Genomic DNA, 26,162 nt, shown 5'->3' on the forward strand with positions numbered 1-26,162 from the left:
CTCGGGGCCGCGGACGCCCGCACGCAGGCACGTGCGGGGCGCTGGCAGGTCTTCGGACTCATGGGCGAGCCTGTCGCCAGGCGCCTACCGGCCGTCGCTTCCCAGACATCGATGTCCAGTGCTTTCTGACGGCTTTCGTTCCCACTCACCGCTGCGGGGCAGTCCCGGACTCACACCGGGTTCCCTCTTGCGACGACCGATCTGGAGGATCGGCCGAACCAGCTTCGGAGCACAATACATGGGCGCCGTCGAGCCACGAGCAACTACATCTAGTGGGCGTGTCGCTCAGTTGGCCCAGAGGACGTCGGCCAGGGCGCGCAGGCTGTCGTGGATGTGGAACGACATCGCCGGGCGTTCCGGCGAGCGGCCAGTCGCAACCGCCGCAGCTGCCCGCGCAACGCCCCGAGCGCCTCGCCGAGGTAGGGGTTGCCCGCTGCCTCGTCGATCAACGCGTCCAGCCGCGCGATCAACTCCTCGGGGTCGCCGTCGGCGAACTCGGCGTTTCAGGTGCGCACCCGGCGCCAGGCCCCAGGCCACGATCTCGTCGCGCAGCTGTGTGCACACCGTGAATACATCGTTCACCGTATTTCGCTTGCGACTAGATCCGAGGAGCCCCACACTGAGCCGCCGATGCCAGGGCTGAACGGGTGGTTCATGTTCGACGTGATCATTGCCGGATGCGGTCCGACCGGCGCGATGCTGGCCGCCGAAGTGCGACTGCACGACGTGCAGGTGCTCGTTCTCGAAAAGGAACCGGAGCCCTCGTCGTCGTTCGTGCGGATTGTGAGTCTGCACATTCGCAGTTTGGAAGTCCTGGCGATGCGCGGACTGCTGGATCGCTTTCTGGAACGCGGCAGGCAGCGCCCGGTCGGCGGAGCCTTCGCCGCCATCCCCAAGCCCACGCCCGGCGGCCTGGATTCCTCGTTCACCTTCCTGCTGGGCATCCAGCAGCCGACCGCCGAGCACCTGCTCGCCGACCACGCGATCGCACTGGGCGCACAGGTCCGGCGCGGTGACGGGGTGGTCGCGTTCGAGCAGGACGACGAAGGCGTGACCGTTGAACTGGCCGATGGCGAGCGGCTGCGGTCGCGGTACCTGGTCGGCTGCGACGGCGCCCGCAGCACGGTGCGCAAACTTCTCGGCGTCGGGTTCCCCGGCGAGCCCTCGCGGAACGACACGCTGATGGGCGAGATGAAATTCGGCGCACCGGAGGACGAGATCGCCGCCAAGGTGGCGGCGATCCGCGAGACCGGCAAGGTGTTCCAGCTCGGACATTTCGGGGATGGGATTTATCGCGTTGTGGTCTCCTGTGCGGAGGCCGGCGAGGAACGCGCGGAACCGCCGACCATCGATGATTTCCGGCGGGAACTGCGCGCCGTCGCCGGAACCGATTTCGGCGCGCACTCCCCGGGCTGGTTGTCCCGTTTCGGCGATTCCACCCGATTGGTCGAGCACTACCGGATCGGGCGGGTGCTGCTGGCCGGCGACGCGGCGCACATCCACCCGCCCGCCGGCGGTCAGGGCCTGAACCTCGGCGTGCAGGACGCGGTCAACCTCGGCTGGAAGCTGGCCGCGCAGGTCCGCGGCTGGGCGCCGGAGACGTTGCTGGACAGCTACCACGCCGAACGTCATCCGGTCGCCGCGGACGTCCTGGACAACACCCGTGCCCAGGTGCAGCTCTCCTCCCCCGAACCGGGCGCGCAGGCAGTGCGCAGGCTGCTCACCGAACTGATGGACATCAACGAGGTGAACCGGCGGCTGATCGAGAAGATCACCGCGCTCGGCATCCGCTACGACTTCGGCGAGGGCCCCGACCTGCTCGGCCGCCGGCTGCCCGACACCGACCTGGCCCAGGGCCGTCTCTACGACCGGATGGGCCAGGGGCGAGGTCTCCTGCTCGACCGCACCGGGCGTCTGGCCGTCGAGGGCTGGTCGGATCGCGTGGATCTCCTCGCGGATCCCGTTGCGGCACTGGACGTTCCGGCTGTCCTGCTGCGCCCGGACGGGCACGTCGCCTGGATCGGCGAGGCCCAGCAGGACCTGAACGACCACCTCGCCCGCTGGTTCGGCAAGCCGTTCGTCTCCTCCTGACGAGCCGTCAGCGAGCGAACTTCGCGATGGCGGCCGGGGTGACCGGGGTGAAGAAGTTGACGAGGTTGCCGTCGGGGTCGCGGAACAGCAACGCGCGGTTGCCCCAGGGCATCGTGGTGGGTTCGGTGACGACGTCCTCCACGAAGCCGGCCAGGTTCTCGCGCACGGCGTCCACGTCGTCGACGAGGAACTCGATGATGACGCTGCGGTTCGCGCCCGGCTCGGCCGAACCGGGCGCGAACAGGCCGACGGTGCGGGTGCTGCCGATCGCGAGGGTGCCCGAACGGGTGGCGAGCTCGGCGAAGTCGTCGTTCGCCCAGTTCGCCCGCAGGCCCGTGGCCCGCTCGTAGAAGCCGACGAGCCGGGTGATGTCACCGGTGATGACGCGGATCGAGATGAAGTCCATGACCGCACGCTAGAAGCGATACCGGACAGAATCCGCCCGGTATCTGCGGAATACTTTTGACCATGCCCCGGCCCACCGCCCGCGTCCTCACCCTGCTGGAACTCCTGCAGTCGGGAGGCGTCCGGACCGTCGCCGAACTCGCCGACCGGCTCGGTGTGGACGAACGCACCGTGCGCCGGTACGTCGAGCACCTCGTCGATCTCGACGTGCCGGTCGAGTCGGTGCGCGGCCGTTACGGCGGCTACCGGCTCGCTTCCGGCTACCGCATGCCTCCGCTGATGCTGAGCGACGAGGAAGCGCTCGCCGTGCTGCTCGGCCTGGTCGCAGGGCGCCGATCCGGTTTGACGACGGCCACGAACACAGCCGGTGAGACGGCGGCGGCGAAGATCAGGCGCGTGTTGCCGCAGCGGCTCGGCGGCAGGCTCGACGCCGTCCTCGGCTCGATCGCCTTCACCGCACCCGAAGGTGAGCCGGCCGCCCCTGACGCCACGGTGCTGCTCGCGATCGCCGACGCGGTCAGCCACCACCGGCCGGTCTCGATCCGTTACACCGCAAGGGATGGCCGGCACAGCGAACGCACGCTGCATCCGTACGGGCTCGTCGCTCACTCGGGCCGGTGGTACGTGACGGGCGCCGATCCCGCGATCGGCGAGGACCGGACGTTCCGGCTGGATCGCATCGCCAGTGCACGCACGTTGCCCGGCTCGTTCGACCCGCCAGAAGGAGTCGACGCGGCGGAGCGGGTCCTCAGTGGACTCGCCACCGCCGCTCACCGGCACGAGGTGACGCTGCGGATCCGGGGAACGGCCGAACAGATCCGCACCCGGCTGCCCGCGAGCGTCGCGATCATCACCGAGTCGGCACCCGACTGGCCTCACGTCGAACTGCGGGTGGAACGACTCGACTGGCTGCCCGGTGTCCTCGCGTCACTCGACCTGCCGTTCGTGATCGAGCGACCGGACGAGCTGCGCGACCTCGTGGAGGCACTGGCCGACCGGCTCAAGGATTCCGCCCGGCGCCGTCAGGTCGTCAGACGCCGTCGATCAGCCGGACGGCCAGATCGGGGTTGAACGTGCCCGCCGGCGTGGTCGGCGCGATGCCGCACGGACCGTCGGACACACCCGGAGTCTTGACCCACAACAACAGGTCGGCACCGCCGCCGATCTGCGGCGCCACACCGAGCTTGCGACCGGCCGGGTTGCACCAGCCGTCACCACGCCCGTTGCCGTTGCGGCTGGTGTCCGCCACGAAACCGGCCTGGTAGCCGAGGAAGCCGTTGACCTGACCGGCATAGCTCGTCGACTGGCTCGTGGTGTAGTAGTTCGACACGTTCACCGAGAACCCGCGCACGTTCCGCACGCCGGCCTCGTTCAGCCGGTACGCGATGGTGGACGGCGACACCCAGCCGGCGTTGCCGCCGTCGAGGTACGCGTACGTGTTGGGGGCCTTGGCCTTGAGCTGTTCGGTGGCGTACTTGAGCAGGCCCGCCATCTCCGTCCGCTGCGCCGCGGTCAGGCAGTCGTAGGCGGCGAGCGCGTCCGGTTCGATGATCACCACCGCGGGCTTGGTCCCGATCCCGGCCGCGAAGCCCGAGATCCAGGTCCGGTACGCACCGGCACTTCCGGCGCCACCACCGGAGTGGCCACCGCAGGCGTCCCTGTTGGGGATGTTGTAGGCGACCAGGACGGGGAGTTCGTCCTGGCCGTCGGCCGCTCCCGCGTAGTTCGCCACGGTCGAGCCGATGCTGGAGTCGTTGCCGAACCAGCGTGCGATCGGCCTGGAGCCGATCGAGGACTGGATCCGCGCGGACCTGGAGTCACTCGGGTTGTTCCGGGCCCAGGTGGCGGGCGCGGAGTTGGGGTTGACGTAGAAACCGCTGGTCAGATCGAGCGGACTGGCTGCTGTGGCAGGGGTGGCCGGGGACAGCAGCAAGACCGCGCAGACCGCGACCGTCGAACGGGCAATCCACCGCACTGTGGATCTCCTCTCGGATGGGACTGTTCCTCTCACCCGCCGCCCGCCCGGCAGTGCGCGGGCGAGCGGTGGGAGTTCTCGTGGACGGGGAGGTCAGCGGGTGTCGGCGAACGCCGCGACCCAGGCCAGGGCAGAGTTCCAGTTGACGGCGACCTCGTTCGTCGACCACGAGCCGAGCTCGTCGAGGTAGCACTTCGCGGGCGCGCAGCCCGGCAGGTTCTGCTGGGCGACCGGATCCTGCAGGCCCGAGTTGGGGCCGCCGGCGAGCGATCCCGCCGGTGGGTTCGGCATCCTGGCGTCGACCTGGTCGGCCCAGTGCCGGTGGTGCTGGTTCCTGCTGGCCTTCTCGCCGTAGCCGCTGATGAACGACTGGTTCAGGCCGTTGCGGCCGAGCAGGTAGTCCATCGACTCCAGCACCGCGTCGCTGTACTTGCGGTTCAGCGTGGTGTCGTAGGCCATCGCCATGATCATCGACGCGGTGAGCGTGGCGCTGGTCGAACCCCAGGCGTACAGGCCGTCGGCGGGCTTGGACGGGTTGGGGTAACCCTGCGACTTCAGGTCGCGCAGGTGCCCGTCGGCGACGTTGATGACCCGCGCGCGGGCGGTGATCACGCGGTCGAGCGGGAACTTCAACGGCAGCCGCAGGATCGTGAGGTCGGCGAGGCCGCCGGTGTCCTTCCAGGAGAACCCGGCCGAGGTGAGCTTCGTGGTGACCTTGTTCAGGTACTCGCGCTTGCCCGTCGTCCCGTACAGCTCGGCCGCGGCCCACGAGAACTCGTCGGTCACGTTGGTGTCGTCGTAGGCGCCACCGCCGACGCTGTCCTCCTTCGGGGCGTACTTCGCCGGGTTGGCCAGAGCGGCCTTCCAGGCGGTCTCCGCAGCGGCCAGGCACTTGTCGGAGAACGCGCGGTCCCACAGCTTGTAGACGCGGGCGCACTGGGCGCCGGCGGCGGCGAGGTTCAGCGTGGCGGCCGTCGACGGGGCGTGCAGATAACGCGGCTGAGGGTCGTTGCCCGGCAGCATCGGATGGCCGGTCCAGGCCAGGTCGTGGATCTTGTGGTGGACCATGCCCGCGAGCGGTTCGCCCGCCGGGACCTGCATCTTCAGCAGGAACTCCATCTCCCAGCGCGCTTCGTCGAGCACATCGGGCCGGTGGTTGTCCTGCTCGGGTATGGACAGCAGGCCGTCCCGGAAGCCCTCGATGTCGAGCGTGTAGAGCGACCGTTCGTAGGTGTCCATGAGCTGCCACGCGGCGAGGGCACCGTTGACGACGTACTTGCCGTGGTCACCCGCGTCGTACCAGCCGCCGCTCACGTCGAGCGAGTAGTCGCACTCCCCTGGCAGGCACGGCACCGACACGTCGCCCTGATTCGGCGCCACGCCAACGTGTCCAGCGGGGCGCGCGTACGCCTCACCCACGTACTTCGCCTCGATCGGGATGCCGCTGCGGTTGTGGTAGAAGTACGCCAGCGAGTCCCGTCGCAGCTGGTCATAGGGCTTGTCGGTGATGTCGAACGGGAAGCTGCTCTGGTCGCCGACCGTCAGACTGTAACCGCTTCCAGCCTTCTTGTAGCCCGAGAAGTCGGCGATGTGCACGTGGTCGCGCGTCATCACGTCATCGCCCTTGACCTGTGTTTTCCCGGTTTGGACGACGGCGCCCGCGGCGTCGCGCAGCTGCCAGTCGACCGGCGTGGTGGAGCTGTTCACGATCGACGCGCGCTTGGTGCCCGCCGTCGGGTAGGCGTACTGGTTCGTGCGCACCGGTGAGCCGTAGTCCCAGCCGCCACCGGGCGGGACGATGCCGCCGGTCAGCGACACGTCGTCGATGCACAGCGTGTACGGCTCCGCCGACACGCCACCGGCCTGGATCGCGACCTGGCCGCCCGTACGCGTGGCCACTGTGGACGTTCCGGTGAACTCGAACGTCTTGGGAGTGCCGGTGAGCGCGGCGGCCTTGTTCAGGATCGTGGTGTTCGGCGCGACGGACAGAGCCACCGCCGCCCGCACCGTGACGCTCCGGGAAGCGGTCGCGGTGAAGCGCAGCGTGTAGGGCTGACCGGCCTCCAGCGGGATGTCGTTCTGGCCGATCATCGCCGTCCACGGGTTCGCGGTGCCGCCGGGGATCTGCGCGCACAACCTGCCACCGACCACTGTGGACGGAGCGATTCCGCTGCTCCACCACGGGGTCTTCACACTGTCGAACTTGCCGTTGAGCACGCGCTCATAGGGCTCAGCCGCGGTCGCGGGTACCGCGATCGTGGGTACCGCGATCGTGGCGATCAGGACGAACGGAAGGCCGGTTGCCACCAGCCTGGTCTTCACGGACATACCGGGGGCCTCTCGAGGTCGACTGTCTCCCGGCGCGACCGCAGCGTCGAGGCGAATGTTCACCCACCCGACCCCGCCTGTCAACGCTCCCGCGTCATCGAAATCTGACCGGCGCTACCTCTTCACATCCGGATGGCCTCGTGGTTACAGTCCTGTAAGCGCTCACAGTTTCCCCCGATCCCGATGGGCGCACACCGGCCGAAGCCGCAGCGTCGCAGCAGGTGAACGGTGTTCCAGTGGTCTGCAAGACGACCAAATTTATGTGTTAGCGCTTGCAGACCATCCGCCAACTGGAGGTTCTTCGATGGGTGTTCGACCGAGGCGCGCTCTGCTCGCCACAACTCTGCTCAGCTCGCTGGTGGCCGTGTCCGCGTGTGGCGGCGCCGCCGACCCCGCGTCGTCGGGGGACGTCACGCTGATCGTCAAGACCTTCAGCCAGTTCGGCTACGACGAGCTCTACGAGGAGTACGAGGCGAGCCATCCCGGCATCAAGATCAAGGAGGAGAACATCGGCAAGCTCGGTGACTACACGCCGAAGCTGCAGCAGTGGCTCGCCACCGGCAAGGGCGCGGGCGACGTCGTGGCGATCGAGGAGGGCATCCTCTCGCAGTTCATGGCGAAGCCCGACCAGTTCGTGAACCTGCTCGACCACGGCGCCAAGGAACTGTCCGGCAACTTCCTGCCGTGGAAGTGGCAGCAGGCGTCCACTTCGGACGGCAGCAAGGTCGTCGGCCTCGGCACCGACGTGGGCGCGCAGGGCATGTGCTACCGCAAGGACCTCTTCGAAGCCGCGGGCCTGCCCACCGACCGGGAGGCGGTCGGCAAGCTCTGGCCCACCTGGGACGCCTACCTCGCCACCGGCAAGCAGTTCAAGGCCAAGACCCCCGGCGCCGGGTTCTACGACTCGACCGGCGGCGTCTACCTGAACATGCTGATGCAGTCCGGCGACCACACGTACTACGACGCCACCAACAAGCTCGTGATCGACTCGAACGCGGCCGTGCGGGCCACCTGGGACAAGTCCGTCGAGATGGTGAAGGCCGGTCTGTCGGCCAACATCGAGATGTGGAGTCCACAGTGGAACGCGGGCTTCAAGAACGGCACGTTCGCCACGATCCCGTGCCCGTCCTGGATGCTCGGCACGATCGAGAAGCAGGCGGGTCCGGAGAACAAGGGCAAGTGGGACGTCGCGAAGGTACCGGGCAACGGCGCGGTGCGCGGCGGCTCGTTCCTGGCGGTGCCGGCGCAGAGCACGCACCAGAAGGAGGCCGCCGAGCTGGCCAAGTTCCTGACCAGTGCCAAGGGGCAGACCACGGCGTTCAAGGCGAAGAACAACTTCCCGTCCTCGCCGCAGGCCATCGACGACCCTGTTGTGCAGGACTTCAAGAACCCGTACTTCGGCGACGCGCCCGTCGGCAAGATCTTCGGCGAGAGCGTGAAGGCACTCAAGCCGGTCTACCTCGGCCCGGACAACAACGCCATCGGTGACCGCGTCGGCAACGCGCTACTCGCGGTGGAGCAGGGCAAGCTCCAGCCCGACGAGGCCTGGGCCAAGGCCGTCGACGACGCCAAGCGCCTGGCCAAGTAGGGGGCTCGGGGCGGCGCGGAAGTCCCCGCGCCGCGGCCGACCACAGACCTGGCGGCCGGGGCGCTGCGGAGAAACCCGTCCCGGCCGTCATCCCACCACCTGAGGACACACGTTGGTGACTGATCTGCGGCCGAGGACGGCCCCAAGCACCCCGGCGGCCGGGAGCAGGCCTCCCGAGCAGCCACGTTTCCGGCTGCGCGACCGGATCTCGCGCGTCGAGGTGAAGTGGTCGCCGTACCTGTTCATCGCGCCGTTCTTCGTGATCTTCGTGGTCTTCGGGCTGTTCCCGTTGATCTACACGGCCTGGGTGTCGTTGCACGACTGGGACATCACCGGCGCGGGCGCGTTCGTCGGGCTCGACAACTACGTCACGCTGTTCGCCGACCCGGACTTCTGGAACGCGGTCGTCAACACCCTCGGCATGCTCGTGCTCGCCACCGTGCCGCAGTTGCTGGGCGCCCTGGTGCTCGCGAGCCTGCTCAACCAGAAGCTGCGCGCCGTCACGTTCCTGCGGATGGGCGTGCTGCTGCCGATCGTCACGTCCGTGGCCGCCGTCGGCATCGTGTTCAGCCAGATCTTCGACCGCGACGCCGGCATGGTGAACGGCCTGCTCGGTCTGGTGAACATCGACGCGATCGACTGGCGCGCCGACAAGTGGTCGTCGTGGACCGCGATCGCCACCATGGTCAACTGGCGGTGGACCGGCTACAACGCGTTGATCTACCTCGCGGCGATGCAGGCGATCCCGAAGGACCTGTACGAAGCGGCCACTGTGGACGGTGCGGGCAAGATCCGGCAGTTCTGGAGCATCACGGTTCCGAACATCCGGCCCGCGATCGTCTTCACCGTCATCATGTCCACCATCGCGGGCATGCAGCTCTTCACCGAGCCGCTGATCTTCGGCCAGGGCAGCTTCGCCATCTCCGGCGGCAGCCTGCGGCAGTTCCAGACGGTGTCGATGTACATGTTCGAGAAGGCTTTCCGGGACTTCGACTACGGCTACGGCTCGGCCGTAGCCTGGATGATCTTCCTGCTGATCACGCTGCTCGGCGTCGTCAACTTCCTGATCACGCGGAGGTCGAGGTAGCCATGCGCAAAACCCATCCCCTGGTCTACTTCACGCTCCTCGCGGGCATCGTGCTGTCGGCGTTCCCGCTCTACTGGCTCTTCGTCGTCGCCACCCGCGCCAACGACGTCGTCGGCGACTGGCCGCCGCCGCTGGCACCCGGCCCGAACTTCGGCGACAACGTCGGCAGGCTGTTCGCCGCGGAGGACGCGAACTTCCTGCTGGGCCTGTGGAACTCACTGCTCAGCTCCGCGGTCATCACCGTCTCGGTCGTGTTCTTCTCGTCGCTCGCGGGTTTCGCGTTCGCCAAGCTGAAGTTCCGCGGCCGCAACGGGCTGCTGCTCGTCATCCTCGCGACCATGATGATCCCCGTGCAGATGGGCATCATCCCGCTGTACATGATCATGGTCGAGCTGGGCTGGCAGAACCGGATGGAAGCGATCATCGTGCCGGCGCTGGTGTCCGCGTTCGGTGTCTTCCTGATGCGCCAGTACGCCGAGCAGGCCGTGCCGGACGAGCTCATCGAGGCCGCGCGCATCGACGGGTGCAGCACGTTCCGCACCTTCTGGAGCATCGTGCTGCCCGCCTTGCGACCCGGCGCCGCCGTGCTCGGCCTGTTCACGTTCATGGGCGCGTGGAACGAGTTCCTGTGGCCGCTCGCGGTCCTCGAAGCGGACAACCCGACCGTCCAGTTCTCGCTCTCGCAGCTCTCCACCACCTACTACACCGACTACACGCTCATGTTCACCGGAGCGCTGATCGCCACCGTGCCGTTGCTGCTCGTGTTCGTCGCGTTCGGTCGCCAGATCATCGGCGGCATCATGGAAGGGGCGGTCAAGGCATGACCACGTTCGAACCCGGTTTCCTCTGGGGCGCGGCCACGTCCAGCTACCAGATCGAGGGCGCGGTGGCCGAGGACGGGCGCGGACCGTCCATCTGGGACATCTTCTGCGCGACACCGGGCAAGGTCGACAACGGTGACACCGGTGACGTGGCCGCCGACCACTACCACCGCTATCCCGAGGACGTCGCGATCATGCGCGAACTCGGGCTCGGCGCCTACCGGTTCTCCGTCGCGTGGCCCCGGATCCAGCCGCTCGGCACCGGCAAGGCCGACCAGCGCGGGCTCGACTTCTATTCCAAGCTCGTGGACACGTTGCTGGACAACGGCATCCAGCCGTGGCCGACGCTGTACCACTGGGACCTGCCGCAACCGCTGGAGGACGCGGGCGGCTGGCCTGAACGCGACACCGCGCTGCGGTTCGCCGAGTACGCGCAGATCGTGCACGAGGCGCTGGCGGACCGCGTCACGCACTGGACGACGCTGAACGAACCGTGGTGCTCGGCGTTCCTCGGTTACGCGACCGGCAGGCACGCCCCAGGCCGCCAGGACCCGGCCGCGTCGATCCGCGCCGCCCACCACCTGTTGCTGGGCCACGGACTCGCGGCGCGGGCGATGCCCGACGCACGGGTCGGCATCACGCTGAACCTCACCCACGTCACGGCGGGTTCGGCCACCGAGGCGGACCTCGACGCGGCGCGCCGGATCGACGGCATGCAGAACCGGCTCTTCCTCGACCCCGTGCTGCTGGCGGAGTACCCGGACGACGTGCTGCGGGACCTGGAGCCGATCACGGGCCTCGACCACGTCCAGGACGGCGACCTCAAGACCATCGCCGCGCCGATCGACTTCCTCGGCGTCAACTACTACTCCCCCATGCTCGTCGGCCACGGCGCCAGCCCGTCGCCCTCGGCCTACGTCGGCTCCGAGCACGTCCGGCACCTCGACGGCGGCCGGCCGCGCACGTCCATCGGCTGGGAGATCGACGCCGGCGGACTGTCCGACCTGCTGCTGCGGCTGGACCGCGACTACCCCGCGATCCCGTTGTACATCACCGAGAACGGCGCCGCGTTCGACGACGAGACGCACGACGCCGGCCGCGTCGCCTATCTCGACGGGCACGTGCGGGCGTGCGCGGAGGCCGTGGCGAAAGGCGTGGCGCTGAAGGGCTACTTCGCCTGGTCGTTGCTCGACAACTTCGAGTGGTCCTTCGGCTACGCCCAGCGGTTCGGCCTGGTGCACGTCGACTACGACACCCAGCGCCGCACCCCGAAGGACAGCGCCCGGTGGTACGCGGACGTGATCGCCCGAGGTGGACTGTGAGCGCTTACAAGATTGGTAGGGTGCGGCCATGAACACCCGGCCTCCCACCCTGGAGGAAGTGGCGCAACGCGCGGGCGTCTCGACCGGCACCGTGTCCCGCGTCATCAACAACGCGCGCCACGTCAGCGAGAAGTCGAAACGTGCCGTCCAGAGCGCCATCGCGGATCTGGGCTACGTCCCGAACACCGCCGCCCGCTCACTCGCGAGCCAGCGGCGCGGCGCCGTCGTCCTGGTGATCTCCAGCGACGACCCGGCGATCTTCGCCAACCTCTTCTTCGCCGAGGTGATCAGCGGGGTCAACGCGGCGCTCGAGGAGACCGACCTGCACCTGATGCTGCTGCTCGCCGCGTCCCAGCGGGGCAGGGACAGGTTCGCGCAGGTGCTCCAGTCGCGCGGCGCGGACGGCGTGATGCTGCTGGCGCTCAAGGAGAACGACCCGCTGTCGAAGATGGCGGAGGACAGCGGCCTGCCGGCCGTCCACGGTGGACGCTCGCTCGACCGCGCACCGCAGTGGTACGTCGACGCCGACAACCGGGGCGGGGCCCGCACGGCCGTCGAGCACCTGATCTCCACCGGCCGCACCAGGATCGGCACTATCACCGGCGAGCTCGACACCCACGCCGGCATGTCGCGCTACATGGGCTTCCGCGAGGCCGTCGTGCTGGCGGGCCTGAGCGACGAACGCGTGGCACACGGCGACTTCAGCGAGGCCAGCGGTGCCGCGGGGATGAAACTCCTGCTCGACGACCACCCCGACCTGGACGGCGTGTTCGTCGCCTCCGACGCCATGGCCACCGGGGCGCTCGCAGTCCTGCGGGAGCAGGGCAAGCGGGTTCCCGAGGACGTCGCGGTCGTCGGTTTCAACGACATCGTGACGGCGCGGCACACCCAGCCCGCGCTGACCACCGTCCGGCAGCCCATCGAGGCGCTCGGCCGGGAGATGACCAGGATGCTGATCCGGCTGCTGAACGGCGAACAGCCGACGTCGCTGATCCTGCCCACCGAACTGGTCGTGCGCGACTCGGCCTGAGAAAAGGGTGGCGGGCGCCCGGAAACGGGCGCCCGACGTCAACTCAGTGCCTGCCCCAGCCGGGAACGGTGCCGTCGATGGCGACCTCGAACTGGTCGTACTTCGCCATCAGGGTCAGCAACTCGTCCTCGGTGGGCTGGTTGCCGTCCGCGTACATCTCCGAGAGGCCCCGGAAGTACTCCTCGCGGTTGAGCGCGGGCGTGAAGATGATGAGCATCGTGGCCTGGTCCTGGTACGGGTTGTGGAACCCGTGCGACACACCCATCGGGACGTTCACGTACGTGCCGGGAGGCGCGGCGAACGACTTGCCGTCGAGGTGGAGCTCCACCATGCCGCTCAGGACGTAGAACGCTTCCAGCTGCTCGTTGTGCACGTGCGGCGAGGCACCGGGAGCTCCCGCGGCCATCCGGTGCTCGTACAGGCCGAGGCGCCCGTCCGTCTCGCTGCCCCTGGCCTTGAAGGTGGTGTGGGTGGTCGTGCCGATCTGCACCGACTCGCCTTCGCCGGGAAGCAGGATGTTGGACACTTGCGTCATGTCTGTTCACTCCTCGTTGATGGCTGCGGGCGTCTCGCCGCTGTCCGTCGTGTCTTCCTGGTTGAACCACGAGAGGTACCGCTCGCCCGTGTCCGGGAACACGGTGACCAGGTTCTTGCCCGCGTACTCCGGCCGCGCGGAGAGCACCCGGCAGGCGTGCGCCGCCGCGCCGGAGGAGACCCCGACCAGCAGCCCCGCGGTCCGCGCGAGTTCCCTTGCCGTGCTGTAAGCGTCCTCATCGGACACCGCGAGGATCTCGTCGATCAGGGCCACGTCCGTCGTCGGCGCGACGAAACCGCCGTTGAGGCCCGGGATGCGGTGCAGGCCGCCCCATCCCTGACTCAGCACCGGTGACCCTTCCGGCTCCACCGCGACAACGCGGATGCCGGGATTGCGTTCCTTCAGGTACTTCGCCGTGCCGCTGAGCGTTCCGCCGGTGCCGACACCGCAGACGAAGACGTCGACCTCGCCGTCGGAGTCGTTCCAGATCTCCGGTCCGGTGGTGGCGTAGTGCGCCGCCACGTTGTCGGAGTTCTCGTGCTGGCAGGCGAACCACGACCCCGGCCGTTCGCGGTAGATCTCCTCGGCCTTGGCGATCGCCGCCACGTACCCCTCCTGGTACGGGGTCAGCACGATCTCGGCGCCGAACGCGCGCAGCAGCTGGATGCGCTCGCTGGTCGCGCTGTCCGGCAGGACGATCACGCACTTGTACCCGCGGGCGGCCGCGATGGCCGCCATGGAGATGCCCGTGTTGCCCGACGTCGCCTCGACGATCGTGCCCGTCCCCCTGGTCAGGTCCCCGCGCTCTTCCGCACCGTTGATCATGTAGAGCGCGGCGCGGTCCTTCACGCTGGACAGGGGGTTGGCCATCTCCAGCTTGGCGTAGAGGTTCGCGGTGGTCACGCCGAGGTCGAGCCGGACGGTGGGTGTGCCGCCGATCAGGTCCACGAGCGAGTGCGCGGGCGGTCGTCTGGTGAGGGGCTGACTGACTCGGGTGTTCACGCGAACTCCGATCGGTTAGTTGTCACCACGTGGGGAACACGGCCTGGGCGCCCTTGTGCCGCAGTCCCGTGATCTGCACGGGATGACGGGCCCTGGCGGCCTTCACCACGCCACGCGTCGACCTCAGTGCGGGCACGGAGAACGGCGCCAGGACACGCGAGTCCGCCGGTACGTCGCGGATGACGAGTGCCTGGGCGCCGACCACCGAGTCGTGGCCGACCGTGATCGGGCCGAGCAGCGTCGCGTTGGCCCCGACGACGACCCGGTCGCCGAGCTTCGGATGCCGCCGGGATCCTTCCGGGCGCTGGTTGTCGTGCCACCACCCGACCGCGCCGAGCGTCACCTGGTGGAAGATCGTGACGTCCTCACCGATGATGACCGTCTCGCCTATCACCACGCCTGCGCCGTGGTCGATGAAGAAGCCGCGGCCGATCTCCGCACCGGGATGGATCTCGATGCCGCCGGTGAGCAGCCTCGCGATGACCATGACCAGCCGGGCGCTGCGCCGGTGACCCCGCAGGTGCAACCAGTGCGACACGCGATAGCCCCAGATCGCGATCACCGTCGGGTGCAGCAAAGCCTCGCTGCGCGACGTGATCGACGGGTCGCGGTCGAGGACCATGTCGAGGTCCGCGGTGATCGCGCCGAGCAGCGCCCGCGGGTTCACCGGACCGCTCCCGCCTTCTCCGGGGTCTTGCGGAGCTGTCCGAGCCTGTTCTCCGCGTAGGCCACGCCGACGAGCACCACGAGACCGCCCGCGATGAGGTTCCACGTGACGTGCTCACCGAGGAACACCACGCTGACGAGCACCGCGAACACCGGCACGACGTAGTTGACCGCCGATGCCGTGGTGGCCCCGACGTCGCCGATGAGGCGGAAGTACAGCACGTAGGCCAGACCGGTGCTGAACAGCCCGAGCAGCACGATGCTCATCGTCACCGGGCCGGTGAAGTCCGGCGTGCGCCAGCCGAGGAACGGCGTCACGACCGCCTGCAGCACGGCCGCCGCGACGAGCTGCGACGCGGCCAGCGACAGCGGTGCCAGGCCGAGCGGCGACAGGTACTTGCGGACGTACACGAAGCCGATCGCGTAGCTGACGGCCGCGCCGAAGCAGGCCAGCCGCCCGCTGAACGAGCCGAGCGCCTCGTCCCACGGGCCGATCAGCAGCACCACGCCGATGAAGCCGAGCACCAGGCCGACCGCCTTGCGGGAGGTCGCCCGCTCGGTCGGCAGAGCGGCGGTGGCGAGCGCCAGCGTCAGCAACGGGCTGGCGCCGATCAGGACGCCCGCGATGCCGGCGCCGGTGGTCTTCTCGCCGTAGGACAGCAGGAGGAACGGGATCACGTTGCCGAACAGGCCGGCGGCGGCGATGTGCCCCCAGATCTGGCCGGAACGCGGCAGGGCGACCTTGCGGACGGCCGCGATGGAGAGCAGGACGGCCGCGCCCAGGATGAGTCTGCTGAGCACGAGCTGTCCCGGTGTCAAACCTTCCAGGGACACCTTGATCAAGGTGAAGCTGCTTCCCCACAGCAGCGCCAGCAGCAGGAAGCGCGCGACGGATGCCTTGTCCATTGCTTCTCGATTCGGATCATCTGTCAGTAGTCGTTTGGACACTTCAACAGATGCTCCTAGGGGCTCACTAGAGCGAGCCCCGTCAGCGCGAGGAGATCAGCCGGCGACCACAGCGACCCCGGTCCGCCCGCCGTCGACGTCGATCACGGTCCCGTGCACGAACGCGGCGTCGTCCGAGGCGAGGTAGACGGCGGCCCCGGCGATCGCGTCGGGATGCCCGGACCGCCCGGCCGGCGTGCCGTGCATCATCACCTCGCCGGGGTGGACGGTGGAGGGGTCCCAGTCCGGCGAGACGACCACGCCGGGCGAGATGGCGTTCACCCGCACGCCCTGCGGTCCGAACTCCGCCGCCCACGCGCGGGTAAGCGTTTCCATGGCGCCCTTGGTGGAGCTGTAGAGCGAACCGCGCGGCACGGCCAGACGGGCGATCCACGAGCCCAGGTTGATGACCACGCCGGAACCGGCGCCGATCATCGTGGGAACCAGGGCCTGCGTCAGGAAGAACGGGGCCTTCACGTTGACGCCGTAGACGCGGTCGAAGGTCTCGTCGTCGGTGTCGAGCGTGCCCGGCGACGGGTAGATGCCGGCGTTGTTCACGAGGACGTCGACGCGGCCGCCCAGCAGCGTCAGGACTTCCGCGGCCAGCGCGCGGCTCGCGGCGGACGAGCCGTCGAGGTCGGCGCGGACGAAGTCGGCTTGTCCGCCGGACGAGCGGATCTCGTCGACGACCTCCGCTCCCCTGGCCTCGTCGCGCCCGGAGACGACGACGTGCGCGCCCTCGTGGGCGAAGGCGACCGCGATCGAGCGGCCGATGTTGCTGGTGGAACCGGTGATGAGGGCGGTCCTGCCCTGCAGTCGTTGTGCCATGTCCTCGAAGCTAGGTCCGCATTTTTGGACCCGCAAGTCCAGGACTTCAGCCGCGCAGGTAGTCGATGACGAGGTCGAGGGCCGCCTCCAGGTGCGTGACGTCACCGGTCGACCGGAGCACCTGCACGCCGCCCTGAATGCCCGCGATCAGCGCGGCGGAGGCCCTGTCGGCGTCCACCGCGGAGCGCACCAGACCGGCCTCCTGCATCTCGGCGACACCCTCGCGCAACTCGGACTGCCACCGGTCCAGGAGCGTGCCGATGACCTCGTGCGCGCCCGGCGTGGTGTTGAGCTGGCCCATCAGCACGCCCAGCGGGCAGGTCCGGCCCTGCGCCCGGTAGCGGGCGACGACCGAGTCGCGCCAGCGTTCCCAGGCGGCCCACGACGTCAGGGCGCTCAGATGTGGCTGCTGGTCGGAGAGAACGCGGGCGGCCTCGAACCGCGCCACGGCGAGGAAGAGCTCCTCCTTGCCGTCCGGGAAGTAGTGGAAGATCTGACCCTTGCTGGTCCCGGTGATCGCCCGGATGTCGTCCAGGGTCACGCTCGCCGCGTCGTCACTGCGCAGGTACGACGCCGCACCCTCGATGATGCGCTGCCGGGTCGCCTGCCCCTTCGCCGTGAGCTTCATACCGCCAGAGTACGTTTTCTGGACCGGCAGGTCCACTGTGGTTGACTGGGATCATGCTGCCTTGGGAGGGACCTCTCGCCGGCCGGCTCGACCGGCACACCGTCGAGTCCACGGTGCTGCGCGACAACCCGCTCGGAGATCCGCACGAGCGGCCGCTGTGGGTGTACGTGCCGCCGGGCTACGACTCCGGGACCGAGCACTACCCCACCGTCTACATGATCCAGGGCTACACCGGGCACGTGCAGATGTGGGCGAACCGCACGCCGTTCCGCCAGCCGTTCATCGAGACGGCCGACGCGGTGTTCGCGCAGGGAGCCCCCGGCTGCATCGTCGTGTACGTCGACGCGTGGACGTCGTACGGCGGTTCGCAGTTCGTCGACTCACCTGGCACCGGCCGCTACCACTCGTACCTGTGCGACGAAATCGTGCCGTGGGTGGACGAGCACTACCGCACGATCCCCGACCGCGAGTCGCGGGCGATCGCGGGCAAGTCGTCGGGCGGGTTCGGCGCGATGATCACGCCGATGCTGCGGCCGGACCTGTTCGGCGCGTTGGCCACGCACGCGGGCGACTCGCTCTACGAGCTCTGCTACCTCGCGGACTTCGGCAAGGCCGTGCGGGCGTTGCGCGGGTATGACAACGACGTCCAGAAGTGGTGGACGGACTTCCAGAGCCGCACGGCGTTCACCAAGCCCCAAGACATGGACCTGGTCGGGATTCTCGGGGTGGCGGCGTGTTTCTCGGCCACCGAGGACGGCACGCCGGAACTGCCGTTCGACTCCGTCACCGGAGCGCTCAGGCCCGAGGTGTGGCAGCGCTGGCTCGACTGGGACCCGGTGCGGATGGTCCCCGCTCACGCCGAAGCGATCCGTTCGCTGCGGGCCGTGTGGATCGACGCGGGCACCAGGGACGAGTACTTCCTCGACCTGGGCGCGGAGGCGTTCCGCAGGGAGATCGCGCTGGCCGGGATTCCGGACGACCGCGTGCACTTCGAGCTCTTCGACGCGGGCCACGGCGGCATCGACTTCCGCTATCCCCTCTCGCTGGCATGGCTCGCGACTAGGCTGGCTCGATGATCGGTGAAGTGACTCTGCGGGGCGTCGAGGACGCGGACCTGGACGTGTTGTTCGAGTTCATGCGTGATCCAGAGGCCGCGTGGATGGCGGCGTTCACGGCGGAGGACCCGGACGACCGCGAGGCGTTCGACGCGCACATGCGCAAGATCCGGGCGAACCCCGAGACCCTCAACCACGTGATCCTCGGCGACGGCGTGGTCGTGGGCAGCATCGCCAGCTTCGTGATGGAGGGCGACACCGAGATCACCTACTGGATCGACCGCGCGGTGTGGGGTCAGGGCGTCGCCGGGCGGGCACTGGCGTTGCTGCTCGAACGCGTGCCGGTCCGGCCCCTGCACGCCCGCGCCGCCAGTGACAACGCGGCCTCCCTGCGCGTGCTGACGAGGGCGGGGTTCAAGCCCGTCGGCACCGACGTCGGCTATGCGGCGGCACGGAAAGCCGAGATCGAGGAGACGATCCTCGTCCTCAGCTGACGAACTTCTCCGTGCCCAGCACGCCGAGCAGCTGCAGCTTGTCGAACGCCTCGGTGCGCGGCGGCGCGGTCAGCACCAGCAACGCCTGCGACTGGTCCTCGGTGAACAACGCCTGGCAGTCCACCTCGATCTCGCCGAGCTGCGGGTGGATCAGCACCTTGTGGTCCTCGAACCGCTTCGAGACCTCGTGCCGTTCCCACAGTTCGGCGAACTCCTCGCTTTCCTTCTGCAGCGCGCGAACGAGCTCCCCGGCCCGTGAGCGCGGGCCCATCGACGCGTAGGCGGCACGGAGGTTCGCCACCTGGGTGCGGCTCTGCCGGTCGCGGTCGTGCTCGGGGTAGATCAGGCGCTCGTCCTGGTCGGTGAACCAGCGGTAGATCCCGCTGCGGGCGTGCCCGGTGAAGTGCGAGGAGTCGCCGTACAACGCCTCGGCGAACCGGTTCTGCACGAGGACTTCGCTGAGGTTGGACAGGATCAGCGCGGGGGTGTCGTTGAGCCGGTCCAGCACCCGTTGCAACGCGGGCGCGACGTGCGTGGCAGTGGCCTGTGGTGACGGGGCGTTGCGACCGGCGACGCGGAACAGGTAGTCGCGTTCGTCGTCGCTGAGCCGGAGAGCGCGGGCCAGCGAGGCCAGCATCTGCTCGCTGGGCTGCGGGCCGCGTTGCTGTTCCAGGCGCGTGTAGTAGTCCGTGGACATGGCGGCCAGCGCCGCGACCTCCTCGCGCCGCAGCCCCGGTGCCCGCCTGCGCGCGCCCGCCGGCAGGCCGACGTCCTGCGGCCTCAGCTCCTCCCGGCGGCGGCGCAGGAAGCCGGCCAGTTCCATCCGATCCATGCACCCCAGTATCCGGGGCCCAGCCGGTTCAACCAGGGATCGCCGATCCCCCGATAAGGGCTCTCTGGCGAGGTACCAGCGATCGGACCGAGACTCGGTGCCATGGACATCACCGGAAACACCGTCTTCATCCCCGGCGCCACCAGCGGCATCGGCCTGGCGCTCGCCCTCGCCCTGCGCGAGCGCGGCAACATCGTGATCGTGGGCGGCCGGCGCACCGAACTGCTCGACCGGATCGCCGCCGAGCACCCCGGTGTCGAGACCGTCCGCATCGACACCGCCGACGCCTCCAGCATCCAGACGGCGGCCAAGGACGTCATCGCCCGCTTCCCGTCGGTCAACGTGCTGGTCACCATGGCCGGTGTGATGCGCGTCGAGGACTGGCACCGCCCCGAGTCGTTCCTGGAATCCGCCGAGGGCATCGTCACGACCAACGTGCTAGGCCCGATCCGCCTGATCGCCGCGTTCGTCGAGCACTTCCAGTCGCTGCCGGACGCCACGATCATGACCGTCTCCTCCGGCCTCGCCTTCGCGCCGTTGAAGATCACGCCGAGCTACAACGCGTCCAAGGCCGCCATCCACATGCTCAGCGAGACACTGCGACTCCAACTCGCCGACACGTCGGTGAAGGTCGTGGAACTGGAGCCGCCGTCGGTGCAGACCGACCTGCTGCCCGGCCAGGCCGAGAGCGATCACGCCATGCCGCTCGACGAGTACGTCGCCGAGGTCATGAGCATCATCGAGACCCAGCCCGACGCCCGCGAGATCCAGGTCGAGCGCGTGAAGTTCCTGCGCTACGCCGAGGCGCGCGGCGACTACGACCAGGTCGTCGCCGTGCTCAACACCGAGGACCCGCACGGCAAGTGACGCTCCGGGGCAGGCGTCCTCCGAGGCCTGCCCCGCGCCGGTCACAGGCCGCGGGCGACTCCCGGAACGTGACCGGTCCGCGCCGATCAGACCCGCCAGCGCGCCATCGTCGAGCCGTGCTCCGCCACTGCGGTGACGTGGCCGGTCATGTCGACGATCACGACATCGTCCACAGCGGACAGTTCGACGAGCTCACGCCGCCACTGCTCCGCGGAGACGGGTTCGAACCGGCCTGCCCAGGACTCCTTCGTGGCGGCCCTCCTCAAGCAGCCGTCGCACCAGGTGGGCGCCGCTGCCGCCGTGCCGTCCGGTGGCACCGCTCACGAGAATCCGCGTCAACTCCTTCCTTCCTGGATCAGGCAGGTGCTCGACGCGGTCGCCAGCAGCCGCCCGGCGCCGTCGACGAGACGCGCCTCGGCCAGCGCGGTCCGCCTTCCCTGGTGGACAAGGGTTCCGACACACGTGACCGTGCCGGTGTCCGTCCTGATCGGACGGAGGAACCGCACGGCGAGATCGAGGCTCGTGTACCCGGTTCCGGCGGGGAGCGCCGAATGCACGGCACAGCCCGTCGCCGTGTCGAGCAGCGTCGCGTAGACGCCGCCGTGCACCGAGCCGATCGGGTTGTAGTGGAACTCCGCCGGGTCCAGGGAGAAGACGACCGACCCCTTGTCCACGGACACCATGCGGGCGCCGATGAGTTCCACGACGGGCGGAGGCGGCACCTCTCCTGCGGCGATGGCGCGGAGGAAGTCCAGGCCGTCGAGCTTCATGGCCAGTGCGGCGGTCTTCTGCGGATCGGCCCACGTGACCGTCCGCGTGCGTTCTTCGGACATCAGGCGGCCACGTTCCCCTTCATCAGCCACGTCGGACCCTCGGCGTAAGCACTGGCCTCAGCGAAGAAGGCGCCGAAGTACGGCCCGGCCGCGTGGGTGGTGAACGCGTCGACGTCGGCGTAGACCTCGTTGAGGTAGAAGAGATCCGGGTTCTCCTCGTCCGTGATGACCTCGAACCGCAGCGAGCCGGGTTCGTTCGCGAGGGAGTCCTCGGCGGTCTTGCGAGCGACCTTCACGAAGTCCTCGCGGTGCGCGGGGTGGACGGTGAACGACACCAGGAACTGATACACGGCGGCAGCCTCTCTCGATCGGCCAGTTCATTCACTGAACTAGACGAACCGTAGCATGGCAGTTCAGTGAATGAACTACTGTGGAAACCATGGCACTGCCCAGCACCTACGCGGACCGCAACTGCTCGTTGGCACGAGCGCTGGAGATCGTCGGCGAGCGGTGGACGTTGCTGATCGTCCGCGACGCCTTCCTCGGCATCAGCCGGTTCGGCGACTTCGCGACCCAGCTGGGCATCCCGCGCGCCGTCCTGACCAACCGCCTGAAGTTCCTCGTGCAGGAGGACGTGCTCGCCCACACCGACGGCGAGTACCGGCTCACCGCCAAGGGCGTCCAGCTCTGGCCGATCCTGCGGGCGATGATGACCTGGGGCGACGACCACTACTCCCCCAACGGCGAAAAACGCACCTTCTGGCACGCAGCAGACAACGGTCGCCTCGATGCGGAGGGCCGCTGCGCCACCTGCGGCGGCCTGGTTCCCGCCGCGGACACCCGCGTGGACCCCGGCCCGGGCTTCGAACCGGGCAACGCCAACCCCGATCCCGTCTCGGCGTTGCTCAACACGCCCCGCCGCCTGATGGAGCCGCTCGCATGAACCCGCTCGACCACGCCGCCCACTCGGCCCTGACCGGCCCGCACGCCCAGTTCGCCGAACACAAGGGCAACGTGCTGCGCTACCCGACGGACATGTCGCCGTTCGTGGCACTGCCTCCTTCACCGTCCGAAGGCGACTGGCTCGACCTCGCCGCACTGGCCCCACATGCCGCCGTGACCGGCCACGAGCCTCCGTCCGGCTGGGAGATCGAGGGACGCCTGCCGCTGCTGCAGTACGTCGGCGAGGACCTCGCGGCCGCACAGGAACCCGCGGCCGTCCGCCTTGGTGCCGCGGATGTTCCGGAGATGATGGCGCTCGCGGAACTCACGCGGCCGGGCCCGTTCCTGCCGCGCACCATCGAGATGGGTGCGTATCTGGGCATCCGGCGTGACGGCCGGTTGGTGGCGATGGCCGGCGAACGGCTGCGCGTGCCCGGTTACACCGAGATCAGTGCGGTCTGCACGCATCCGGACGCGCGTGGGCAGGCGTTGGGGACGCGGCTGTTGCTGGCTGTCGCGCACGGCATCCAGGAGCGTGGGGAGACGCCGTTCCTGCACGTGCTCGCGTCCAACGCCGGGGCGATTCGGCTGTACGAGAAGCTCGGGTTCCGGCTGCGGCTGAGCACGGAACTCCTGATCCTCACTCATTCCGAGGCCGCATGACCTAGGCTGAGGGGACATGACCGTCCGTTGGCGGTCCGATTCGAAAAGAAGTCGCCTGGATGTCCCAGGATCTCTCGCCCATGGTCGACAACGTCCCGTGGGTGTCTCTGCAGCACCACTACGGCTCCGCAGAGGACATTCCCGCTCTGCTCCTCGCCAGCGCCACCGATCCCGATGCATTCGGTGAACTGCACAACAAGGTGTACCACCAGGGTGGCGGAATCCTGTCCGCCGCACCACCCGTACTCCCCGTTCTCGTGCTGTGGGCCCATGATCCGGGTTTCGCTTTGCGAGACGCGGCCATCAGGTTCATCGGCGACCTCGCCCAGACCGCGCGGAAGGCCGATCCCGAGTACGTCAACGCCGCGTGGCCGACGGCATGGCAGGAAGCACTGCCGCGGCTGCTCGACCTGCTCTCCGACCCCGATCCGGTCGTCCGCAGAGCGGCCGCGTCCCCGTTGGGACAGGCCGCCGACCAGGTCGCGCACGTGTTGCCCGCGTTGCTCGCGAGGTGGCACGAGGAACTCGATGAGGCGGCCCGGCTCAAGTACGTGCTGGCCGCCGCCCAACTGCTGCGCGACACGTCCGGAGAATGGCCGGTGGAGGTGATCGACTGGCTTTCCTCCTTGCGCGAGAACGAAAACCCCGCACTCCGGTTCGCCGGGGCTATGGCGGCACGCCACTGCGGGCTCGGCGGCCGCGACCCCCGGCACGTCGACGAGGCCGCGTCCTACCTGTCCACCGCAGATCTGGCTGTGTGGCACGACGTCTGGTCGGTAGGACGACGGGTCGTCGGACGGCTCCTGTGGTGGACGAACGACTTTCTCGACGACGACCGGGACGGCAGAACCAGGCTGGCCGCGACCCTGCTGGGCAGCGCCGATGCCGACCGCCGCACCAACGCGCTGACCACCGCCGCGGCCGTGATGGAGCGCTGGCGTTCCCCCGTCACGACGCTCCTGCCGCTCGTCGCGAACCGGCTGTCCGATCCCGACTCCCGGCAGCGGCGGTCCGCAGCCTCGATCCTCGCGTCCGCCGGCCGGGCGGCCGCGCCCTGGACGGCACAGCTGCTCGACGCGTGCGAGGACGAACCCGCCGTGGCCCTGCCTGCCCTGCAGGCCTTGGTCAAGATCGGCGCTCCCGAAGCCGTCGGCCTGGTCGCGGACCTGCTCGACGCACCCGGCCACACGCTCTCGCGCTCCGCCGGATGCAACGGCCCGTCGCTGTCCAACCTGCTCAAGCTGTTACGCCCCGCTGCCGCGCAACTGCTGCCGGGCGTCCGGCGGCGACTGACGTCGTCGAGCATGCTCGTGGAGCAACGAGACTTGCTGCTGGTGCTGGCGAACTGGGGTCCTGACGCCCGGGACGCCTTCGCGGAGATCACGTCGTTCATCGGCACGGAGGCAGAAGACTGGGCACTGGACGCCCTCATCGCATTGGATTCCGAGGAAGCACGCGAGGCGGCGCTGCCCGCGGTCGTGGCCGCCAAAGACGTTCCGGTCTCCACGAGGGCGGCAGTACGCCGGTGGAAGGTGACCGGCGAGCCCGGAGAACTCCTGGTCCACCTCCAGGCGGACGACCCCAACCTGCGGCAGCACGCCGAGGTGCTGGCCCAACTGGGCCCGGCAGCGGCCAGGCTCGCGGACCGGGTGCGCGACCGAACAGCGCTGCATCGCGGATGGGCGCTGGTGGAACTCCAATACGCGCTGTGGCGGATGACCGGAGACCCTGAGGACGGGCTCTCGTTCGCCACCGCCACACGGTTGGCGATCAGTTCGGACGGAGTCTTCGGCCGCTATTGCATTCGCGCTGTCGGCAATCTGGTGTCGCTGGGCACTCTCGCCGCACCGGCCGTATCCGTGTTGCGGCCGTTGCTCACCACGGACGTGCGTCCCACCAGGGGAATCCCAGATGATGATCTGCTGTGCGAGACGGTCCGCGAGGTCCTGGCCGCCGCCGGTAGCGTGAGCCCATGCCACAGATCACCGTCGAGTACTCCGCCGAACTGAGCGACGCGTTCGACCGCCGCGCCTTCGCCCTCGCGTTGCACCAGGCCGTCGGGCCGCTGGTCAGCGCGGAGGTGTCGGCGTTCAAGACGCGGTTCCGGCAGATCGAGGAGTCCGTGATCGGGGACGGGTCGGCGGCGGCGATGATCCACGTCCGGGTCGGGTTGCTGACCGGGCGGTCGGTCGAGCTCAAGCAGGAGGTCGGGCGGGTGAGTCTCGGGATCGCCCGGGATCACCTCAAGCCGGTCGAGGGGCTGCCGACCCAGGTGACGCTGGAGGTCTACGACATGGATCGCGAGCAGTACCAGAAGGTGGTTCTCTAGGGCAGGATCCCGACCGCGCTGGTGCAGTGCTGCCAGAACGCGACGACGTCCTCGGGCTTCTCGCCGGTGGTGGGCAGCAGGTGTGTCGGGCGCGCACGGCGGTCGTGCCAGAACTGGCCGGAGCGGGGTGCGGGGCTGGTCGCGGCCAGCCAGACGATGGTGTCCGCGCCTTCCTCGGCGGTGCGCAGGAACGTCTTGGTCAGCTGGTGGAAGCCCGGCAGCGAACCGGCGACGCCCGGGGTGTCGGCCCAGCCCGGGTGCATGGCGTGCACACCGATGCCGTCCTGGGCGTAGCGCTCGGTCAGCAGTGGGGCGAGCGTGACCTGCATGCGTTTCGTGCGGGCGTAGGCGGTCGCGCCGCGGTAGTCGCCTTCGCGGTACTCGGGGTCGTCCGCGCGGAGGCGTTGGGTGTACATGCCTCCCGACGAGACGAGCACGACTCGCGGGTCCTGGGACGCGGCGAGGAGCGGGCGCAGCAGGTCGGTCATCAGCAACGGGCCCAGCACGTGCGTGGCGAACGTCAGCTCGTGGCCGTCTTCGGTCTCCGTGCGCTCCTGAGGCAGGACGCCGGCGTTGTGCACCAGGATGTCGAGACGGTCGTCCTGCGTTTCCGCGGCGAACCGGCGCACGGACTCCTGGCTCGACAGGTCACAAAGCCTGATCTCCACCACAGCGCCGGGCACCGCGGCGACGATCTCGTCGCGAGCGGCGGCGCCCTTGCGTTCGTCGCGCACCACGAGGACCACCTCGGCGCCGAGGCGGGCCAGGCCCAGCGCGGTCGCCTTGCCGATGCCCGTGCCGGCTCCGGTCACGACGGCTCTCCTGCCGCGCAACGCATCGGGCTTCAGGTCGGGCCAGCCGCGACGGCGGAGCTGAAAACCCAGCTTCGAGTAGCCGGGGACCACGAGCCGGTCCGCGACGGTGTCCAGTACGCGGAACAGTCCGCTCACACTCTT

General features: G+C 69.0%; 28 protein-coding genes and 1 riboswitch. Of the genes, 14 read left to right on the plus strand and 14 right to left on the minus strand.

The features are described from left to right. Positions 1-26: 26 nt before the first annotated feature. Positions 27-238: riboswitch (cobalamin riboswitch) on the minus strand. A gap of 416 nt (positions 239-654) precedes the next feature. Then, on the plus strand, positions 655-2,091 hold the full coding sequence (locus tag SK854_RS07315) for an FAD-dependent monooxygenase (RefSeq protein WP_319974889.1): 1,437 nt from the start codon (positions 655-657) through the stop codon (positions 2,089-2,091). A gap of 7 nt (positions 2,092-2,098) precedes the next feature. Here the strand turns inward: SK854_RS07315 and SK854_RS07320 are convergent, their stop codons facing one another. Beyond that, positions 2,099-2,497 carry a VOC family protein gene (locus tag SK854_RS07320; protein ID WP_319974225.1) on the minus strand — a complete coding sequence of 133 codons (399 nt, stop codon included), beginning with the start codon at positions 2,495-2,497 and terminating at the stop codon, positions 2,099-2,101. A 62-nt stretch (positions 2,498-2,559) separates the two neighbouring features. On the opposite strand from SK854_RS07320, the gene SK854_RS07325 reads away from it, so the two are divergent. Further along, positions 2,560-3,567 (plus strand): helix-turn-helix transcriptional regulator, encoded by a 1,008-nt coding sequence (locus tag SK854_RS07325; protein WP_319974226.1) that lies wholly within the window; start codon positions 2,560-2,562, stop codon positions 3,565-3,567. Here SK854_RS07325 and SK854_RS07330 read toward each other — a convergent pair. Continuing rightward, a complete protein-coding gene (locus tag SK854_RS07330) occupies positions 3,527-4,471 on the minus strand; it encodes a glycoside hydrolase family 6 protein (RefSeq protein WP_319974227.1) in 945 nt (314 codons plus the stop codon). The two genes, SK854_RS07325 and SK854_RS07330, sit on opposite strands and share 41 nt — an antisense overlap. 93 nt (positions 4,472-4,564) lie before the next feature. Continuing rightward, positions 4,565-6,793, minus strand: a complete 2,229-nt coding sequence (locus tag SK854_RS07335; protein WP_319974228.1) for a glycoside hydrolase family 9 protein — start codon at positions 6,791-6,793, stop codon at positions 4,565-4,567. Positions 6,794-7,103: 310 nt separating this feature from the next. Here SK854_RS07335 and SK854_RS07340 point away from each other — a divergent pair, with 310 nt between their 5' ends. The 5 genes from SK854_RS07340 (at position 7,104) to SK854_RS07360 (ending at position 12,647) form a co-directional block, all read left to right on the plus strand. Beyond that, the gene (locus SK854_RS07340) at positions 7,104-8,387 is read left to right on the plus strand and encodes an ABC transporter substrate-binding protein (RefSeq protein WP_319974229.1); all 1,284 of its coding nucleotides are present in this window, start codon (positions 7,104-7,106) and stop codon (positions 8,385-8,387) included. Between the two features lie 112 nt (positions 8,388-8,499). Then, positions 8,500-9,474: a carbohydrate ABC transporter permease gene (locus SK854_RS07345; RefSeq protein WP_406601739.1), complete on the plus strand. Its 975-nt coding sequence runs from the start codon at positions 8,500-8,502 to the stop codon at positions 9,472-9,474. A gap of 2 nt (positions 9,475-9,476) precedes the next feature. Continuing rightward, on the plus strand, positions 9,477-10,298 hold the full coding sequence (locus SK854_RS07350; protein WP_319974231.1) for a carbohydrate ABC transporter permease: 822 nt from the start codon (positions 9,477-9,479) through the stop codon (positions 10,296-10,298). After that, positions 10,295-11,617, plus strand: a complete 1,323-nt coding sequence (locus SK854_RS07355; protein WP_319974232.1) for a GH1 family beta-glucosidase — start codon at positions 10,295-10,297, stop codon at positions 11,615-11,617. Before SK854_RS07350 ends, SK854_RS07355 begins: the two co-directional genes overlap by 4 nt. Positions 11,618-11,645: 28 nt before the next feature. Next, on the plus strand, positions 11,646-12,647 hold the full coding sequence (locus tag SK854_RS07360) for a LacI family DNA-binding transcriptional regulator (RefSeq protein ID WP_319974233.1): 1,002 nt from the start codon (positions 11,646-11,648) through the stop codon (positions 12,645-12,647). A 43-nt stretch (positions 12,648-12,690) separates the two neighbouring features. Here SK854_RS07360 and SK854_RS07365 read toward each other — a convergent pair whose 3' ends face one another. From SK854_RS07365 to SK854_RS07390, 6 genes are all read right to left on the minus strand, one after another. Continuing rightward, positions 12,691-13,182, minus strand: coding sequence for a cupin domain-containing protein (locus SK854_RS07365; protein WP_319974234.1), 492 nt, complete (start codon positions 13,180-13,182; stop codon positions 12,691-12,693). Positions 13,183-13,188: 6 nt separating this feature from the next. Further along, on the minus strand, positions 13,189-14,184 hold the full coding sequence (gene cysK / locus SK854_RS07370) for a cysteine synthase A (RefSeq protein ID WP_319974235.1): 996 nt from the start codon (positions 14,182-14,184) through the stop codon (positions 13,189-13,191). Positions 14,185-14,206: 22 nt separating this feature from the next. Then, a complete protein-coding gene (gene epsC / locus SK854_RS07375) occupies positions 14,207-14,851 on the minus strand; it encodes a serine O-acetyltransferase EpsC (protein WP_319974236.1) in 645 nt (214 codons plus the stop codon). Beyond that, positions 14,848-15,756 (minus strand): DMT family transporter, encoded by a 909-nt coding sequence (locus tag SK854_RS07380; RefSeq protein WP_319974237.1) that lies wholly within the window; start codon positions 15,754-15,756, stop codon positions 14,848-14,850. The genes epsC and SK854_RS07380 overlap by 4 nt, the downstream gene beginning before the upstream one ends. A 96-nt stretch (positions 15,757-15,852) precedes the next feature. Beyond that, positions 15,853-16,623, minus strand: a complete 771-nt coding sequence (locus SK854_RS07385; RefSeq protein WP_319974238.1) for an SDR family NAD(P)-dependent oxidoreductase — start codon at positions 16,621-16,623, stop codon at positions 15,853-15,855. Between the two features lie 46 nt (positions 16,624-16,669). Beyond that, positions 16,670-17,251: a TetR/AcrR family transcriptional regulator gene (locus tag SK854_RS07390; RefSeq protein ID WP_319974239.1), complete on the minus strand. Its 582-nt coding sequence runs from the start codon at positions 17,249-17,251 to the stop codon at positions 16,670-16,672. A 53-nt stretch (positions 17,252-17,304) separates the two neighbouring features. Here SK854_RS07390 and SK854_RS07395 point away from each other — a divergent pair, with 53 nt between their 5' ends. Together SK854_RS07395 and SK854_RS07400 are read left to right on the plus strand one after the other, a co-directional pair. Further along, on the plus strand, positions 17,305-18,327 hold the full coding sequence (locus SK854_RS07395; RefSeq protein ID WP_319974240.1) for an alpha/beta hydrolase: 1,023 nt from the start codon (positions 17,305-17,307) through the stop codon (positions 18,325-18,327). Further along, positions 18,324-18,800: a GNAT family N-acetyltransferase gene (locus SK854_RS07400; RefSeq protein ID WP_319974241.1), complete on the plus strand. Its 477-nt coding sequence runs from the start codon at positions 18,324-18,326 to the stop codon at positions 18,798-18,800. The genes SK854_RS07395 and SK854_RS07400 overlap by 4 nt, the downstream gene beginning before the upstream one ends. Here the strand turns inward: SK854_RS07400 and SK854_RS07405 are convergent. After that, positions 18,793-19,632, minus strand: coding sequence for a helix-turn-helix transcriptional regulator (locus SK854_RS07405; RefSeq protein WP_319974242.1), 840 nt, complete (start codon positions 19,630-19,632; stop codon positions 18,793-18,795). The two genes, SK854_RS07400 and SK854_RS07405, sit on opposite strands and share 8 nt — an antisense overlap. A gap of 102 nt (positions 19,633-19,734) precedes the next feature. Between SK854_RS07405 and SK854_RS07410 the strand changes: the two genes are divergently transcribed. Further along, positions 19,735-20,499, plus strand: coding sequence for an SDR family oxidoreductase (locus SK854_RS07410; RefSeq protein ID WP_319974243.1), 765 nt, complete (start codon positions 19,735-19,737; stop codon positions 20,497-20,499). An 86-nt stretch (positions 20,500-20,585) separates the two neighbouring features. On the opposite strand, the gene SK854_RS07415 is transcribed toward SK854_RS07410, so the two are convergent. From SK854_RS07415 to SK854_RS07425, 3 genes are all read right to left on the minus strand, one after another. Further along, positions 20,586-20,765, minus strand: coding sequence for a hypothetical protein (locus SK854_RS07415; RefSeq protein ID WP_319974244.1), 180 nt, complete (start codon positions 20,763-20,765; stop codon positions 20,586-20,588). 69 nt (positions 20,766-20,834) lie between these two features. Then, on the minus strand, positions 20,835-21,332 hold the full coding sequence (locus tag SK854_RS07420) for a PaaI family thioesterase (protein ID WP_319974245.1): 498 nt from the start codon (positions 21,330-21,332) through the stop codon (positions 20,835-20,837). After that, complete coding sequence (locus SK854_RS07425) at positions 21,332-21,622, minus strand: putative quinol monooxygenase (RefSeq protein ID WP_319974246.1); 291 nt, start codon at positions 21,620-21,622, stop codon at positions 21,332-21,334. Before SK854_RS07425 ends, SK854_RS07420 begins: the two co-directional genes overlap by 1 nt. 89 nt (positions 21,623-21,711) lie before the next feature. Here SK854_RS07425 and SK854_RS07430 point away from each other — a divergent pair, with 89 nt between their 5' ends. From SK854_RS07430 to SK854_RS07445, 4 genes are read left to right on the plus strand one after another with little or no spacing between them, the layout of a single operon-like run. Further along, complete coding sequence (locus SK854_RS07430) at positions 21,712-22,215, plus strand: winged helix-turn-helix transcriptional regulator (RefSeq protein WP_319974247.1); 504 nt, start codon at positions 21,712-21,714, stop codon at positions 22,213-22,215. Beyond that, positions 22,212-22,877, plus strand: a complete 666-nt coding sequence (locus tag SK854_RS07435) for a GNAT family N-acetyltransferase (RefSeq protein ID WP_319974248.1) — start codon at positions 22,212-22,214, stop codon at positions 22,875-22,877. Before SK854_RS07430 ends, SK854_RS07435 begins: the two co-directional genes overlap by 4 nt. Positions 22,878-22,936: 59 nt before the next feature. Further along, positions 22,937-24,886: a HEAT repeat domain-containing protein gene (locus SK854_RS07440; protein WP_319974249.1), complete on the plus strand. Its 1,950-nt coding sequence runs from the start codon at positions 22,937-22,939 to the stop codon at positions 24,884-24,886. Then, on the plus strand, positions 24,850-25,206 hold the full coding sequence (locus SK854_RS07445) for a 5-carboxymethyl-2-hydroxymuconate Delta-isomerase (RefSeq protein WP_319974250.1): 357 nt from the start codon (positions 24,850-24,852) through the stop codon (positions 25,204-25,206). Before SK854_RS07440 ends, SK854_RS07445 begins: the two co-directional genes overlap by 37 nt. Here the strand turns inward: SK854_RS07445 and SK854_RS07450 are convergent. Further along, positions 25,203-26,156, minus strand: coding sequence for an SDR family NAD(P)-dependent oxidoreductase (locus SK854_RS07450; protein WP_319974251.1), 954 nt, complete (start codon positions 26,154-26,156; stop codon positions 25,203-25,205). The genes SK854_RS07445 and SK854_RS07450 overlap by 4 nt on opposite strands. Positions 26,157-26,162: the final 6 nt, after the last annotated feature.

It is taken from the genome of Lentzea sokolovensis (assembly GCF_033949975.1).
GTDB classification, from domain to species: domain Bacteria; phylum Actinomycetota; class Actinomycetes; order Mycobacteriales; family Pseudonocardiaceae; genus Lentzea; species Lentzea sokolovensis.